The sequence below is a fragment of the Trichocoleus sp. FACHB-591 genome (assembly GCF_014695845.1).
In the GTDB taxonomy this organism is placed as follows: Bacteria; Cyanobacteriota; Cyanobacteriia; order FACHB-46; family FACHB-46; genus Trichocoleus.
In genome coordinates this window covers 249302-264902 of record NZ_JACJPA010000040.1, presented here as the reverse complement: position 1 = coordinate 264902, position 15601 = coordinate 249302, and the positions used below count along the sequence as shown (strand labels likewise).

Annotated in this window: 17 protein-coding genes; 5 read left to right on the top strand and 12 right to left on the bottom strand. The window is 49.9% G+C overall.

Translation table 11 applies throughout. From position 1 onward, the window contains the following. Window positions 1-63 precede the first annotated feature (63 nt). The 3 genes from H6F90_RS31085 to petN form a co-directional block, all read right to left on the bottom strand. Complete coding sequence (locus tag H6F90_RS31085) at window positions 64-195, bottom strand: hypothetical protein (RefSeq protein WP_255524968.1); 132 nt, start codon at window positions 193-195, stop codon at window positions 64-66. A 336-nt stretch (window positions 196-531) separates the two neighbouring features. Next, window positions 532-783 (bottom strand): hypothetical protein, encoded by a 252-nt coding sequence (locus tag H6F90_RS07285; RefSeq protein ID WP_190437040.1) that lies wholly within the window; start codon window positions 781-783, stop codon window positions 532-534. A 157-nt stretch (window positions 784-940) separates the two neighbouring features. Next, entirely contained in the window at window positions 941-1030 is a 90-nt protein-coding gene (gene petN, locus H6F90_RS07280) for a cytochrome b6-f complex subunit PetN (RefSeq protein WP_190436771.1), read from the bottom strand. Window positions 1031-1212: 182 nt separating this feature from the next. Here petN and H6F90_RS07275 point away from each other — a divergent pair, with 182 nt between their 5' ends. Continuing rightward, window positions 1213-1677, top strand: a complete 465-nt coding sequence (locus tag H6F90_RS07275) for a hypothetical protein (RefSeq protein WP_190551491.1) — start codon at window positions 1213-1215, stop codon at window positions 1675-1677. Here the strand turns inward: H6F90_RS07275 and H6F90_RS31080 are convergent. Then, a complete protein-coding gene (locus H6F90_RS31080) occupies window positions 1664-1798 on the bottom strand; it encodes a hypothetical protein (RefSeq protein ID WP_255524967.1) in 135 nt (44 codons plus the stop codon). The genes H6F90_RS07275 and H6F90_RS31080 overlap by 14 nt on opposite strands. Before the next feature lie 124 nt (window positions 1799-1922). Between H6F90_RS31080 and H6F90_RS07270 the strand changes: the two genes are divergently transcribed. Then, the gene (locus H6F90_RS07270; RefSeq protein WP_190551489.1) at window positions 1923-4148 is read left to right on the top strand and encodes a PAS domain-containing protein; all 2226 of its coding nucleotides are present in this window, start codon (window positions 1923-1925) and stop codon (window positions 4146-4148) included. 35 nt (window positions 4149-4183) lie between these two features. On the opposite strand, the gene H6F90_RS07265 is transcribed toward H6F90_RS07270, so the two are convergent. Together H6F90_RS07265 and H6F90_RS07260 are read right to left on the bottom strand one after the other, a co-directional pair. Continuing rightward, the gene (locus tag H6F90_RS07265) at window positions 4184-4855 is read right to left on the bottom strand and encodes an SDR family oxidoreductase (protein WP_190551487.1); all 672 of its coding nucleotides are present in this window, start codon (window positions 4853-4855) and stop codon (window positions 4184-4186) included. A gap of 100 nt (window positions 4856-4955) precedes the next feature. Then, window positions 4956-5606, bottom strand: a complete 651-nt coding sequence (locus tag H6F90_RS07260) for a DUF938 domain-containing protein (protein ID WP_190551485.1) — start codon at window positions 5604-5606, stop codon at window positions 4956-4958. 123 nt (window positions 5607-5729) lie between these two features. On the opposite strand from H6F90_RS07260, the gene H6F90_RS07255 reads away from it, so the two are divergent. After that, entirely contained in the window at window positions 5730-6953 is a 1224-nt protein-coding gene (locus H6F90_RS07255) for an FAD-dependent monooxygenase (protein WP_190551483.1), read from the top strand. 60 nt (window positions 6954-7013) lie between these two features. On the opposite strand, the gene H6F90_RS07250 is transcribed toward H6F90_RS07255, so the two are convergent. The 4 genes from H6F90_RS07250 to H6F90_RS07235 all read right to left on the bottom strand — a co-directional run bounded on the left by H6F90_RS07250 (window position 7014) and on the right by H6F90_RS07235 (window position 11113). Next, window positions 7014-7709 (bottom strand): S-layer homology domain-containing protein, encoded by a 696-nt coding sequence (locus H6F90_RS07250; RefSeq protein ID WP_190551481.1) that lies wholly within the window; start codon window positions 7707-7709, stop codon window positions 7014-7016. A gap of 238 nt (window positions 7710-7947) precedes the next feature. After that, on the bottom strand, window positions 7948-9171 hold the full coding sequence (locus H6F90_RS07245) for a DUF790 family protein (RefSeq protein WP_190551479.1): 1224 nt from the start codon (window positions 9169-9171) through the stop codon (window positions 7948-7950). Next, the gene (locus tag H6F90_RS07240; RefSeq protein ID WP_190551477.1) at window positions 9101-10642 is read right to left on the bottom strand and encodes a DEAD/DEAH box helicase; all 1542 of its coding nucleotides are present in this window, start codon (window positions 10640-10642) and stop codon (window positions 9101-9103) included. The genes H6F90_RS07245 and H6F90_RS07240 overlap by 71 nt, the downstream gene beginning before the upstream one ends. Before the next feature lie 27 nt (window positions 10643-10669). Beyond that, window positions 10670-11113, bottom strand: coding sequence for a YidH family protein (locus tag H6F90_RS07235; protein ID WP_190551476.1), 444 nt, complete (start codon window positions 11111-11113; stop codon window positions 10670-10672). 425 nt (window positions 11114-11538) lie between these two features. On the opposite strand from H6F90_RS07235, the gene H6F90_RS07230 reads away from it, so the two are divergent. Beyond that, window positions 11539-12093, top strand: a complete 555-nt coding sequence (locus H6F90_RS07230; protein ID WP_190436798.1) for a pentapeptide repeat-containing protein — start codon at window positions 11539-11541, stop codon at window positions 12091-12093. Between the two features lie 22 nt (window positions 12094-12115). Here the strand turns inward: H6F90_RS07230 and H6F90_RS07225 are convergent, their stop codons facing one another. After that, a complete protein-coding gene (locus H6F90_RS07225) occupies window positions 12116-13702 on the bottom strand; it encodes a B12-binding domain-containing radical SAM protein (RefSeq protein ID WP_190436801.1) in 1587 nt (528 codons plus the stop codon). Between the two features lie 120 nt (window positions 13703-13822). Beyond that, window positions 13823-14941: a M28 family peptidase gene (locus H6F90_RS07220; RefSeq protein WP_199295767.1), complete on the bottom strand. Its 1119-nt coding sequence runs from the start codon at window positions 14939-14941 to the stop codon at window positions 13823-13825. A gap of 105 nt (window positions 14942-15046) precedes the next feature. Here H6F90_RS07220 and H6F90_RS07215 point away from each other — a divergent pair, with 105 nt between their 5' ends. Next, a complete protein-coding gene (locus H6F90_RS07215; RefSeq protein WP_190551475.1) occupies window positions 15047-15598 on the top strand; it encodes a hypothetical protein in 552 nt (183 codons plus the stop codon). Window positions 15599-15601: the final 3 nt, after the last annotated feature.

Sequence of the window (15601 nt, the reverse complement as noted above, 5' to 3'; positions counted from 1 at the left end):
GAGACAGGTGCAGGGGGTGGCAGGGGCAGACGCCAGCAATTCTAGTCTTCGATTGATGGGAGATTAATGGGACGCTACATGCCGAATGGCGATCGCTGCTGTAAACAAACCCAGCCCCATTGCCAGAGCACCACCAGGAGATTCGCTCAATATTAATATCACCACAAGCATTGCCAAAGATAAGAAAATACTCATAGGGATAGCTCTACAAAAAAGAATTACTTTAAATTTCCCGAAAATCGCTGGTTAACCGCGATCGCTTTGTAACTTTTGTGTAAAAAGCTACAAACTACAGCCACGACGCTACCAATTCTCATCACCGTATCACAGCAAAACTTGGCTTGTCGTCATGTAGATCACAAGACAGCGCACTGCAGATCACAAATTTGTAGATGCCAGGTAGATGCTAGAAAAATTCCTGGTTTTTCTTAATTCGCACAAATCAATCTGAAGCACTCTTCAGAGACACTGAGCGCTCTTTAAGTGCTGCAATTATTGATTAAAGTTAGTTTTATTCCTGACCCGCCTGAATCACTCAGATTTTTTGGCTCGACGGCCTGGGGTCTTTTCCCGCTGCTCTTTGCCACGCCGATTGCGACCGCGGGATTTTTCTTGTTGCTCTTGTTCCCGGCGAACCCGGCCTGGGACTTGCTCTCGCTGCTCCTGCTCACGCCGACGGCGATCGCGCCAATCTACAGCAGTTAAATAGGCAACGCCACCAGTGACGGTGATCAGCAGCCCGAGCGCAGCAATAACGAGGATGTTAGCAACAGTAGCTTCCACAATAACTTTTGAATGAAAACAATCAAGAACGAAAAAGATTTGCCTTTGGAAGAATACTTAGATGCGTGAAGCCAATAACTCTAAGTTTGTTGATTGAGGCTTAACCCCACCCCGCCTATGGTACCCCTCCCCCTAGGGAGAGGGGACGGGGAAGGAGTTAAAACCCGTTACGGCCCCAAACCACCATCGAGATCGAAAAGGTAAAGACAGCGAGGAGAGAAACCCAGCCCAGCGTCAGAATATCCATATTGTTAAAGACAAGCCTATGAAACTACTCCGACCCTTATGATAATTCAAAACTTGAGCAATCAATGCCTCCATTTTGTCCGTTACTAGCTCGGCTCAACCCTGACAATTAATTGCAAATTTAGCGATCGGGTGGTCCAACCTGATACAATCGCGCCTTGACAGGATTGAGCAAAATTGCGCATGGTAAACGGGTCTTTCGAGCTGAATTTAGCAGAACGCATTGAATCGCTCAAAGCAGGAACCTTAGCCGCTTTGTCTGTCTGCGTGGCCTTTGCCGCGATCGCGCTTGTCAACAGTCAAGTTTTGGCTACCCAGTTTGCTAGCCTCGCCAGCCTACAAATCGCCAGTATCGAAGCCAATTTGCTCATTAGTGGTGCGATCGCCATTTTGGCGGGGTTTTTGTTCGGGGTCACCTACCGCTATGTGATCCGCGAAGACCAAAATCCGCACCTCAAGTCGGGTGTAGTACTAGCTTTTGGCTTAGTGCGTGGGTTGGCGCAGGTGGATGTGGGGTTCAATCTCCAAGGAACGCTTTGGCCGTTTGGGGTGCTGGCGATCGAAAGTATCTGCCTATTTGCGATCGCTCGTTTGGCCTTAGACTTTGCGATTCAGCAGGATTGGGTCAAACAGTTTAATTCCAATTAGGCTTTTCACCCAACTCCCCGGTTGTAGCTTGAGGTGAAACTGGGTTGAGCTCAGCAATATTACGAATAAAGCCGCGCCAATTAGCGGATGCAGATTCCGTAAACAGTCTTAGAAAAGTCATGGCTAGTTTGGGAAGTCTTAGGTTTAGTGTCAGTACTTTCTGCCCAAATTTTTGGCAACCTTAAGGCAACCTCAAAAGTTTAGGAAGCTGATGCTGCCCAAAATTAGCTTCTCAAGCAGCCCCTATGCACCACCCACTAGCAGCGACTTCTTGCCAGCCTCATCAGTCAGGCTTCACCCGCTCTCTAGGGCCTGTGCAAAATGGCGAAACCATGATTCTCGACCCTGACGGGTATGTTTGCAGTTGGAATGCAGGGGTTCAAAACTTAGAAGGCTATCAGTCAGAGGAAGTGATTGGGCAGCATTTCTCTTGTTTTTTTCCGGCTGAGGATATGGAGCGAGGTCAACCTAGCCAAGTTCTGGCAACTGCGATCACTCAAGGTCGTGTTGCTGAGGAGAGGTGGCAGGTTCGTAGAGATGGCTCCCGATATTGGGCCAGTGTGGTTCTAACCGCACTATTTGATCTCAATGGACAACTCCAAGGGATTTCTCAAGTTACTCAAGACCTCACAGCCCGTAAACTTACTGCTGAAAAGGGTGTTGAAGACAAACGCTCTGAGGCAGAAGTCGCATTAAGCATGTCTCAAGCAGAGTTAATGACTCTATTTGGGGCGATGCAAGATGTGATTCTAGTGATTAGTGCTGAAGGCCGTTACTTAAAAATTGCACCGAGTTGCGCTCCCCTCCTATACCGCCCCTCAACTGATTTGGTGGGCAAGACCATGCATGAGGTACTGCCTCGAGCAGCAGCAGACTTTTTCTTACACCACATTCAGCAAGCTCTAACGACACAAACCGCCGTCAAGGTTGAGTACAGTTTACCTGTTGAGGATCAACTGATTTGGTTTGATGCCACGCTGGTCGCCTTGACCGAACAATCTGTGTTGTGGGTAGCACGAGACATTAGCGCTCGCAAGCAGGCAGAGCAAGCGCTAGTGGATCAAGTGCGACTGGCTGCCTTCCGATCCGAGGTTGATGCTTCCCTGACTCGCAGTGATGACCTCCAGGAAATGCTCCATCAATGCACTAATGCGGTGGTGGGCCATTTAGATGCTGCCTTTGCCCGGATCTGGCTCCTCAACCCAGAAGAGAACATTTTAGAGCTGCAAGCTAGCTCTGGTCTCTACACCCATCTTGATGGTGCTCATGCCCGTGTCCCAGTCGGCCAGTTCAAGATTGGCCTGATTGCTGCCGAACGTGAGCCGCACTTAACCAATACGGTGCTGGACGATCCTCGGGTTGGCGATAAAGCCTGGGCGCTGCGAGAGGGTATGGTGGCTTTTGCTGGCTACCCCCTCATGGTGGAAGATCAGTTGTTAGGTGTAATAGCTTTATTTGCTCGCCAGTCCCTCAGCACTTCTACTCTAGATGCTTTGGCCTTTGTGGCTCAAGAAGTTGCACTGGGCATTAAGCGCAAGCAAACAGAAACTGCCTTGCGCCAATCTGAAACCCAACTACGAGAAAAAGCCCAACAACTAGAATCAACGCTCTGGGAACTGCAACAAACCCAAACCCAAATTATTCAAAGCGAAAAAATGTCTAGCTTAGGGCAGCTTGTCGCTGGGGTGGCCCACGAGATCAATAATCCCGTCAACTTCATCTATGGCAACCTGAAACACGCGAACGAGTATACACAAGACCTCTTAGGCCTACTCCAGCTTTATCAACAACATTATCCCCATCCGATCGCAGCCGTGGAGGCGGAAGCAGCGGCCATCGATCTTGATTTCTTAGTGGAAGATCTGCCTAAACTGCTCTCTTCAATGAAAATAGGAGCCGAGCGCATCCGGCAGATTGTCGTCTCTCTGCGTCACTTCTCTCACATGGATGAGGCGGGGATGAAAGCGGTTAACCTCCATGAAGGTATTGACAGCACCCTGATGATTTTGCAGAATCGTTTCAAAGCTGGGGATGGGCACCTTGCCATTGAATTGGTCAAGAACTATGGTGATATCCCTTTGGTCGAGTGCTATGCAGGACAGCTCAATCAAGTATTTATGAATATCCTCACCAATGCCATTGATGCTCTGGAGTCACAGAATCAACAGCGCTCCTTGCGAGACGCAGTTCAGAATTCAAGTCGAATTTCTATTTACACAGAGAGAGCCAGTGCTGATCGAGTCCGAATCAGGATTGCTGATAATGGACCTGGACTATCGCCAGTGGTTCAACAACGCTTATTTGACCCCTTCTTCACGACAAAGCCTGTCGGCAAAGGCACAGGTCTAGGCATGTCAATCAGCTATCAGATCGTGAAAGAAAAGCATGGTGGCTCTCTACACTGTGTTTCTGAAATTGGCCACGGTGCAGAATTTGTGATCGAGATTCCCATTAGCCAGGAGCCAAAATAAGAGCTCAAGCGATCGCTAGCCTTGGATGCCTGAACTTAAGGCAGCGCAAATTCGGCAAACTCAACCGGGACAAACAACATCTGGCGATCAATGGCAGAGAGAATTTTGTGATTGGCGCGATCGGATTGGAGACATTGACAAACGAGGTGCGCCACATCAGCCCGATGAATCATGCCGGATACCTTCGGATCTTCTGTCAGCACTGCATTTCCGGTTGCAGGTTCAGACTTTAAGCCACCCGGTCGGACAATCGTGTAGTTCAAGCCACTAGCAATCAGATGTTGCTCTGCTTTCTCCTTCTCAATTAACACAGGCCGTAACGTCTCTAATGCCTGTGGGGAAAGCGCAACAATACTCTCGCCGCTGCCAATAGAAGATACCAACATAAATTTTGAGGCTCCTACTTTCACGGCTGCATCTACTAGGTTTTTGTTGCCTAGATAGTCGGCTCTTTCTCCATCCTTAGGCAAGCCACCAATGGTGCTGATCACAGCCTGAATTGGGGTTCCCTGCATTGCCTGTTCTACTTCAGCGGCGCTTAAAGCATCGCCCAGCACCACTGTAATGCCCATTGCTTCTAGTTCTGAACGAGCTGCCTCAGAGCGCAACAGGGCCTTTACCTGTATGCCTTGTTCGACTAAACAACGAGCGATTTCTCGGCCTACACCCCGACTCGCACCCGCCAGGAAAACATAAGTCGTAGTCATCCCTAAATCTATCCTCATCAAGCCTGATTAGTTCCATAGTAGAGGTAGGCATCGCCAGAAACCTACCGCTGCTCCTGGAGGAGCATCAACAAAACGGTTGCTAAAGATGCTGAAAGATCACAGAGAAATTGTTTGCAGGCATCGGTACCGTCTCCAATAAAGTCAGATTTTGAGCGTTGGCTGCTGCGACGACATCTTCTAAGTGCCGCACACCCCACTCTGGATTTTGCGATCGCAGCATCTCGTCGAAAAACTCATTGCTGGGAGCCGTGTGCTGTCCACTTTGCTGATAAGGGCCATAGAGATACAGAATGCCCCCCGCCGGAAGTATGCGTCCTGCGCCAGCCATTAGTCCTAGACAAGCTGACCAAGGCGCAATGTGAATCATATTAATGCAGACGATCGCGCTAATGGGTGGCTCAGGCAGATCGTTACCATCGCTGACTATCTCAACAGGCCAAACAGGGTCACGGGCATCTAATTGTAAAGGCGATCGCAGCTGCTTGGACGGCCATTCTTGTTGCCACGCGGCAATGCTTGCCACCATTTCAGGATTGGGGTCGCTGGGCTGCCAGATTCTTGGTTGGAGGCGTGGTGCCAAGAAGATGGCATGTTCTCCAGTGCCGCTGGCTAGTTCCAAGACTGTGCCTGTGTCAGGTAACACCCGCTGCAACACTTGCAAAATCGGCTCTCGGTTGCGAGCAGTTGCAGGCGCATGGCGACAAGCATGATTGTTAGTTTGGTCAGTCAAACTGGCTTACCTCTCATTTCTCACCTTGCCCATCGTAATAGCCTGCTAGCAATCAGCATCAGTTACAGTGAGTAAATTGCCATTGTCATTTTTGTAGCTTAAGTTTCCTCCGTGCATTTAGCTATGCAACAAAACCATATTCCGACTCAACCTTCTATCAAAAAAGCAATTGTCATCGGCGGTGGTATCGGTGGCCTCACGCTGGCCCGGGCTTTTCTAGATGTCGGAATTGATGTTGAACTATATGAAAAGCGATCGCTGGATGCCATGCTCTCTGGGCCAGGCGGTATCTTTATTCAGCGCAATGCCATCCGCATCTACCAACTGTTATGCGCAGGTAAGCTTTACAACGCTCTTTATGAAAAGGGTGGCAAAATTGGCAAAGGAGGATTTTTTAATCAGAAGGGTCGCCCCTTATACATCAATGCTCCAGAGTTTATTCAAGAAGAGAATTTAGGGATTTGTTTATTACGACCGGAGCTTCAGCAGATTCTCTATCAAGCTCTCCCCCCAGATAAGGTACATACAGAAGTCGCTTTTGAGAAATTTGAGGACTTGGGCGATCGCGTGCGAGTCTCCTTTCAAGATGGCAGCAGCACCGAAGGAGATATCCTGGTGGGAGCAGATGGACTGTATTCCAGGGTAAGAGCTAGTCTAGAGAATTGTGAGCGTCTGACACCGCCAGTTTATAGCGGTACCACTTGCTGGCGAGGTTATTTTTCTGGTGTTGGGCTGCCGTTGGACCCAGAATACAGTTGGTTGGAATTTTGGGGTAAAGGCAATCGCTTCGGCTACTTCGATGTTGGCGACGGGCGCTTTTCGTTCTATGCCTTCCAAAACACCGCAATGGGGGGTGAGGACGCTAGCCAAGGCGGTGCTTTGCTCATGTTGCGATCGCTGGCTTCCAACTATGCTGAGCCAGTCCCTACGATTGTGAATAGTCTGGGTGAGTATCCAATTTATCGGGATGATATTTTCGATCGCGAACCGTTGGGTCAGCAGTGGGGAAAAGGCCGAGTGACTTTAATCGGCGATGCCGCCCATCCCGTACAGCCTAGCTTAGGCCAAGGAGGTTGTATGGCCATCGAAGATGCTTTCGAGCTGGCTAAGCAGTTAAAGCAAGCAGGCGATCGCACCCAGATAGTATCCTTACTACGAGAATTTGAAGCTAGCCGCAGCCACCGAGTTGCTCAGGTATTCACCTCCTCGCGGCAAGTCAGCCAACTGGGGCAAACTGAGTCCGCAGTGGGTTGTTTCATGCGCAACTGGATTTATCAGCTGACTCCGACTTGGTTGGGAGATTTACAATTCAAGTGGCTCTTCGATTACCACCCTACTTGGGGTTAGCAAGATTGAGCGGATTCCGAAAAAGCTGCGGCAGCTCTATTCAGCCTGATCGCGACTTGATTATTGAGGAGTTGAAGTTTCCTGAGCAGGCGTAGAATCAGGTCTCGTTTGCCGTGCTAAATATTGGCTCAAGGCATAAGCCAAGTCACCTCGCGTGATTGGCTGGAGCGGATTAATGCGGTTCCTTTCCACATTGACAAAGCCTTCATTCAGCGCCGTTGCCATTGCCTTACGTGCCCACGCAGGAATGTTTTGGGAGTCAGGATAGCGAGCCAAAATCGCTTCTACGGTCGCATCTGGGAACTGATACACGCCATAGGCTTGAGCAAAAATTGCCAGGGCTTCGGCTCTAGTTATTTTCTGGTTGGGATAGAACAAACGACCGCGATAGCCTGTCATGGTCTTTGTTTTCAGCACCGTTTGGATGTCTTTATAGCCCCAGTAGTTAGGCGATACATCATCTACGGGCACTGGCTCACCTTGCTTAGCCGCTGCTCGCTGATTCAACTGAAACGTTTTGACTAAGATAGAAGCCAACTCGGCGCGACTGAGCAAATCAGTTCCACGAAAATCCCCGTTACTATCTTTTGTCATCAAGCCAGCCGCAACCACCGCTGCGATTGGATCAGCGACAGGGGCGATCACTTCTACAGGTTCACCCAAGGGTGGCGTCTCAGGTACAGATTGCGCTTGCACTACCAATTGCAAGCCTTGTAGCAATACCACTAAAGAAATGGCGCTGAGTAAGCGGTGCATCTCTTACATCCCTCCTGACTATGCCAACTCTACAAATTGCCGATCGCTTAAACCCGGTAGAGCTTTTGGATTCAAACCTCTCGCCAGAGTTTTCGGATTCGGCTTAACGAACGTGCTAGAGATTGCGTCGTTCAGTCGGGTCAACTTAGTTGATGACCCCGATACCCAAGTTGACGAGGCAATTGATTTTATGTTTCAGCAAATTTACTCATCAGCCTCGATTAGCGATCGCTTTGGTTTAGTTGGAGTCAGCGATCGCCGCCAACACGGCTTTTGGAGCCAATTTATCCTTAAACCAAATAATTTTTGCAGGAGTATCTTGTACCTTTACGCCTGCTTTTTCGAGGTTTAAGCGCTCGGAAATGGCCAAAATTAAGTTGTCGCAACCCGATTGGCGCACCTGGGAAAATTTCTTGCGGAGATATTCCGGTCGCCAGTAACCCACAATTTCGAGCAGAAACGTCCGACCATCGGGATGTACAAGGCGAAAGTCGGGAATCATGACACTGCCCGGAATCGGAATTAGATCTACTTCTCGTTCCAATTTCCACTCAGATTTCAGGGAATCCCAGCGATCGGCAAAGGAAGCTTCTAACATGCTGTCGTAGGGCTTGCCGGGAGGATAATGAGTCACCAATCCGCAATCGTCTTTGAGGCTGAAGTGGCGCAATTTGGGTTCATTCGTGTAAAAGTCACGGGTTTGCAAAGTGGCTTTCAGGTTCCACTTCGTCACATGCAGCATCGCCGGAATCAGTTTAGCGATATCCAAGCCGTAGCGGGTGCTGACTTTGAACAAACTAGCAGGCCCATCAATCGTGATCGTAAAGCCATGATCCGCATCACCTTCAATGTAGGTCATCAGTTGAAACAGCTTCAGGTAACGGAACAGCAGCTTGTATTCACCCGGATCGTTGCGATGTACATTCAAGATAATATGGCTGGCTTTGTAGAATACACCTTGCACTTGCGACAAGTTGTAGCGATGCAGCAACGCTTCTGGCGTAGGTTCTTCAAATTGGGTGAGGATGCGGTTCTCTGCCAAGTCGGCATACAAGCCAGCGCGGATTTGGTCTGGGAAAACTTCTCGCTCTAGTTCTTTGCTCAACGAATCTGCCAACCGATCCAATGTTTGAGGAGTCGCCTGCGGACTAGGCAGCGTATTCGCAGCAAAGGCAAAAACTCGTTCTCGCAACTGCTGCGGCTCTAGAGGGCTGATGATCTCAAACGTACACATAGCACTCTTGAGCAAATGCGCCAAACCCCGCTTCATCCGGTAATCGGGGGTGTCTCCTTCTAACTCTTGCAGTTGCCGATTCAGTTCTCCCTGCGTCTGCCCCACAACATCTCGGAACAGAGAGATCAGCTCAGAAGCGATCGCTACATTTGTCGCCTCAAGTTTCAGGCGTTTCGGGATGATCTCCTCCCCACTGTATCGGTGAATCAGCAGCTCGGTGGGTAACATGGGCGCTTATCTCGTAAGGGCTAGAGGTAGGATTCGAGGGGACAATTTCTAATTGTCGGGGTTGCTGTGCAGGTTTGGGCTTGAATTTGGCAGTAGTCGGGGCAGTAGTAGAACGACGGCGATCGGAGGTGTTTTCTTCGCTGGTCTGCTCTGCCACCACTTCATACAGCATGGCTAATTTCTCGCCTTCTTTGCTGCGTCGGAGTACACGTCCTAAGCGCTGAATAAATTCTCGCTGTGAGCCAGTACCAGAGAGAATTATCGCGACACTGGCTTCTGGTACATCAACCCCTTCGTTGAGTACGTGAGATGTCACCAGAGTTTTGTAAGTGCCGTTGCGAAAGCGGTCTAGAATTTCGTGGCGTTCTTTGACTGGGGTTTGGTGGGTCAACGCTGGAATCAAGAAATTTTGCGAGATCCGATAAACCGTAGCATTGTCGTTAGTGAAGATCAGGATACGTTCTGGATAGTGCTGCGATAACAGATCTGCCAAGACTCGCAGTTTTCCTTCTGTGCCTAAGGCGATCTCCTTCGACTCTCGATGGGCTAACATGGCTCTCCGCCCTGCCTGCGATCGGGCACTCGCCTGCACAAACCGCTGCCACCCCTGCATACTCCCCAGGCGGATATTTACATCTTGCAAAAACTGATTGCGAGTTTTGATCAACTCATCGTAGCGATCGCGCTCTTGGGCCGAGAGTTTTACCTTAATCTGCACCACTTCATGATTCGCCAGTGCAGTTCCCGACAGCTCCTCAGGTGTGCGGCGGTAAACTTCCGGACCAACCAGAGTTTCTAGGTCCGCATGTCTACCATCGGCGCGTTCTGGTGTGGCAGTGAGACCTAAACGGTAAGGAGCGATCGCAAACTCGGCAATGACGCGATTGAAGTCGCTGGGTAAGTGATGGCATTCATCAAAAATTAGCAGCGCATATTGGTTGCCCAAGGATTCTGCGTTGATCGCAGCGCTGTCGTAAGTCGAGACAAGGATGGGGGTGCGATCGCGGGAGCCTCCCCCTAGCAAACCAATCTCTACATCTGGGAAGGCAGCCATCAGGTGGGCGTACCACTGATGCATCAAATCTAAAGTGGGCACCACAATCAACGTATGGCGAGGTGTGGCTTGCATCGCCATCTGCGCCAAGTACGTCTTCCCAGCCGCCGTGGGCAACACCACCACACCTTGCCGCCCCGCCTCGATCCAGGCCGCTAGCGCCTCGCTTTGGTGAGGATAGGGTTGCATCTCCACACTCGCCACCAAAGGCAATGGCGCAAAAATGCGGGCTTGATCTTCAAAGGCGGTGCCGTCGGATTGCAGCGCTTCTACCAATTCGCGGTAGTGAATTGCAGGAATTCGGAAGCGTTCTACCCGGTCGTCCCAGGTGGCAAACTCAATCCACGCTTTACCTTTCGGTGGTGGATGCAGAATCAATGTACCCCGATCAAATGAGAGCGTAGGAGTGCGAGCCATCAGTCCCTAGCAGTTGTTCCCTTCCGCTCATTCTATAGGTTTAGTGAGATTCGGGCGATCGCTGTTGTGGGGAGGAACAGGCGTATTGAAATTTCTCCACAGAACCAAAGGAATGCTAAGCGACCCTAAAACAGCCACAGCAATCGTCATCACCCAAACCAGCCATCGACTGGGACGATAATCTCCTCGCTCGATTTGCCAAAACACCTGGTTGTAGTGCCAACCCGCGATCAAGATGGTGGCAATTCCCAGAATTACCAAACTCAATCCTAAGTTTGACGAGTTCAAAAACGGATGCACTCGCGTGCTCTGTTGCGTCAAAGTGATTTGCAGTTGCTGCAAAAATAGCCCGAAACGAGCGATCGCAAAGCCAAAGCCAATCAGCGCGATCGAGGTTCGTAGCCAAGCCAGAAAAGTCCGCTCATTGGCTTGGTGTTCGCGTTGGCGATCGACTGTTGGTTTTTGAGTCATGACTTTACCTAAGCGGGAGCTGTTCTAGGAGAAGAGTTGCTGAAAATCCTAAAAGCTTAATTCAATATTCCATGCTAGGGTGAAGGTAGTGAAGACTATTTTTTACTATCTAATTAACTCTATCAGCATCTCTAAATCTGAATTTCTACACAATCTGATCTAGGGATTTCCTACAACATGGATTCAATGTAAGCCGTCTATCTTGCGGTGTTGTAGAGATTAAAATAGACCTTCTGAAATCGAGATATTCAGGTGCTGAAGCACTTGGCATTTGAGGAATTACTTAAAAATCAATAAAACTGTAGCTCTAGTTAAATGCTGATTATTCGTATTAGTTTGAGTAAAAAATTGTCATTGAATTAAGCTGCTATGGCTTGGATTCAATTCAGCATTCAATCCAATAATAAAAACTGGGAATAAACAAGATGGATACTCAAGAATTTTTGCAACAATATGCAGCAGGAGAACGCAACTTTAGCAGAGTTAACCTAGTGCATGTGTGCTTAACAAATGCCAAGTTGGTTGGGGCGCATTTAACTGGAGCGCACTTGGTTGGCGCAGACTTACGAGGCGTGGATTTGACCAATGCCCACTTGGAGCAAGCAAAACTGAATCAGGCTTGCTTGGCCGATGCGGAAATGATCGAGGTCTGCCTGATTAGCGCCGAAATGGTTGGGGCTGACCTCAGCGGAGCCGATTTAACCAAAGCCAATTTAAGCGGTGCTGACCTGCGGGGAGTCAAGCTGGGAGGAGCTGACTTGAAGGGCGCTAACTTAAGTAAGACAGACCTCCGGGGAGCCGATCTTAGGGGGGCAGACCTGAGTGGTGCAGATTTACAGGAAGCCCAACTAGAGGGGGCCGACCTAGATGGAGCGTACCTAGAATCAGCAGACTTACGGGGAGCCGCGATCGCAGGTACAACTCTAAAAGGCACAGGATTGGCTAGCACCCGCATGCCCGATGGCAGCGTTCATGCCTAAGGGAAGGCTTTTAGCAAACGCATCATAGCCTGACCAAAGTAGGTTGGGCTTCCGGTACCACAGGAGTGATCGTGGGGTCGTAGCCCAACTGCTCAGTAATGCGTTGTCTCGCTAAAGCCCGATATTCCCAAAAATGCTCCCCAGCGGCGCATAAGCCCAGATACATTGCCAGAGTTTGGGGCTTGTTTCGTGCGATCGCCCATAACTGTCGCCAAAACTGTCCGCGAATTTCTGGTCGTCGTATTCCTTGGTGCCAGATTAACTGACTTACCAGCCGTAATCCTCTACCCGGCGTAAACTGCATCATCTGCTTGCGGCCTGAGGGAGGCGTAATGTTGAGGCATTGCTGAAAAGACCGCCTCAAGTAGTTAGTCGGTTCATACAAGGTCCAAAAACCCTCTACATACTCTTTGGCAATCTCGGCGATTGGTCGAGTGGGAACGAAATTCATTAAAGTATTCTGGTCGCCGACATCCGTCACGCCTGTACCTGCGACCAAACGTTGCTCTTGTTGCAGCCGATTCCATAAAGCCGTGTTGGGCAGAGCTTGCAGAATCCCCAGCATGGGTTGAGGGATATTGGTTTGTTCTACAAAGGCTTGAATTCGCTCTCCTGCACCTGTGCGCTCTCCGTCAAAGCCCAGGATAAAGCCAGCGTAGATTAGCATCCCTGCGTCATTGATTTTGCGGCAAGCCTCGATCAGCGGGTTACGAGTATTCTGCATCTTGCGCGTTACCTGGAGACTGTCTTGATCCGGCGTTTCAATGCCGAGGAAGACTGCGTAGAAACCTGCTTCTCCCATCATCTGTAGCAGCTCGTCATCTTCTGCCAGATTGACGGACGCTTCAGTCATAAAGGTGAAAGGATAGTTGTGTTCCTGCATCCAGGGAATCAACTCTCGTAAAAAGCGTTTGACATTGCGCTGATTGCCAATAAAGTTGTCATCCACAATAAAAAGCGAACCTCGCCAGCCTAAGTCGTACAGCGCTTGCAACTCCGCTAAAGCTTGCTGCGGTTCTTTGGTGCGGGGTTTACGACCGTAGAGTGTGATGATGTCACAAAACTCGCAATTGAAGGGGCACCCCCGCGAAAACTGGATCGCCATCATGAAATAGGCATCCAGTTGCAGCAAATCAAAGCGGGGCGGCGGGCTTAAGCTAACATCTGGTTTTTCGAGAGAACGAAAGATGCCTTGAGATTCTCCCTGGGCGATCGCCGTCAAAAACTGCGGCACCGTCATCTCTCCTTCATCCAGGATCAGATAATGTGCTCCGGAGTCTAGGGCATCTTGTGGCACTGATGTAGGGTAAGGCCCGCCCACAGCTACTTTCTTGCCCAATTGCACTGCTTTTTGAATCAGGGCGTGGAAGTCTGGTTTTTGCACCAGCATGGCGGAGAGAATAACTATGTCACACCATTCCCAGTCCGCCTCGGTTTCAACTTTGACGTTGCGATCGTAAAACCGAATATCCCAATCTTGAGGTAAAAGCGCTGCAACTGTAATAATTCCTAAGGGGGGAATAGCCGCTTTGAGTCCAGCTATTTCCATAAAGCGATCGTACGACCAAAAAGACTGAGGAAACCGAGGATAGAGCAGTAATGCTTTCATAGAGTCCTTGGCGTAGCTTTAGACTTAACCTTGGCAGGAGAAAATACCCCTCACATCTCGCAGAAGGCAGATCTTCAAAGGCCAGATCACTGTCGCCGTTGTAACAGAGATTGTGTAGTGCTACGAGTTGCTTGAGGTGGCTAAGCCGTGACGTCCTTCCAGCAGGGCACTCACTGCATTAACCACAACCTGAGCAGACCCCGCAAAAAATTTCTGGTCAATCTTGTCTGGGGTATCACTGGGCTGATGGTAGTGAGGCGTGCGGAAATTTGCTGTATCTGTAATTACTACTGCACCAATCCCTTTTTGCCAAAACGGAGCGTGATCGCTGCGGAGCAAGTCTGGAGTCAACAAACCTCGCAGTGGAATCGGCAAAGTAATCACCGCGGGTTGTCCAGGTTTTGCAGGCTGATGGAAAGCTTCTAGGAGTGGTAGATGTTCTTGATCGCCGATCGCTGCTAAAAAATCTCCTTGGCTCGTCTCCGGTTGGAAAGGTAAACCAACTGGATACTTTTGACATCCTGACTTGTAGCAGGCATATCCCAGCATTTCCGGGATAATCACGCCTTGCAAATCTTGTGGCAGGTTGGCATCGGAGGTAAAGGCAAAGCTACCTAGCAAACCCCGCTCTTCTTGGTCAAAAAAAGTAACTCTTAAGGTGCGGGGAGTCGAGTGCGAACCTAGTAACTGAGCTACCTCCAGCGTGGTTGCGACTCCGGTCGCATTATCATCCGCTCCGGGAGACCCTACCACCGTATCAAAGTGAGCGGCCACGAGAATGCTGCCTGCTTGTGGGTCAGTCCCCGCTCGCTCAGCCACCACATTCACCCCACTACTAAACACTTGCAGGTAAGGTTGCCAGCCTGCTTGCTCCAAAGCTTTCAGAATATATTCTCTCGCTTGCAGGCGATCGCTCTCACTGTGCCGCTCAAAGGCCAAAGCCTGTACATGGGCAAACAGCCGCTTGGAATCGACCGTAGGAGCATTAACTTGGGAAATTGAAGGAGCGGCGCTGGAGGCGGGCGCTGACGGTGAAAATTGGGACAACTGCTCAGATAGGGCTGTATCCTTGCGGAAGTGATTCACAGCTAGATAAGCAGGCGATCGCCCAAGCCAGTTTTGCCCTGCCACTATCCCCAGCAGCACTGTCAACAAAAAGAGCGCAACCAAAATCCATTGCCGCTTCCGCATAATTCGCCTGCCGCGATCGCAACTTGGTGATCCTAGCTCGTTTGCCATCCTGGTTGCAGGTAGTCTTTGCAGTCAAGATAGAACTAGAAGCCGCAATAGAAGTCGAGATCTATCAGCTTCTCAGATTACTGCTCCTGTTTTAGGAGAACGACTATGCTCCCCAAATTAGCAATTTCATTCACTGGCACCTTGGCAATGCTAGCCATCGTTATAGCTAGCATTGCTCCCGCGATCGCTAGAGAAGAAGTCCCCATCAATAGCATCATCATTAGCGGTGTAGATGGCAGTGGCACCGCCTTTGCCAGTCTCTCAGTGCCCGATCGTGGCAATGACCAAGCTTTCTTCGATAGCGAACTGAGTCTTTATGACCTCCACATCGCCAAGATGTATGAAGTCACCGATGCTTTATGTCAACGTCGGTTCACTTTTCCTTTTAACCAGCCGCTTCAAGTTTTTCAATGGTCTTATTCAGCCAATAGCATTCCCATTGGTCAATTGCAGATTAGCTGCCGTGAAGCTGAAGATGTTGCCAACACCTATGGACGAGCCTTTTTGTCAGAATCCACCGTGATCCGCCGACCTCTAAGCGCGGACTCATCGCCCAGTGCCGAGATTCTCCAAATCCCCACCCTGAATCTCGCAGGATACCAAGTGCCCCTATGGAAAAGCTATACCCGTCGCCTACGGCTTAACGGCAACTATTAGCGT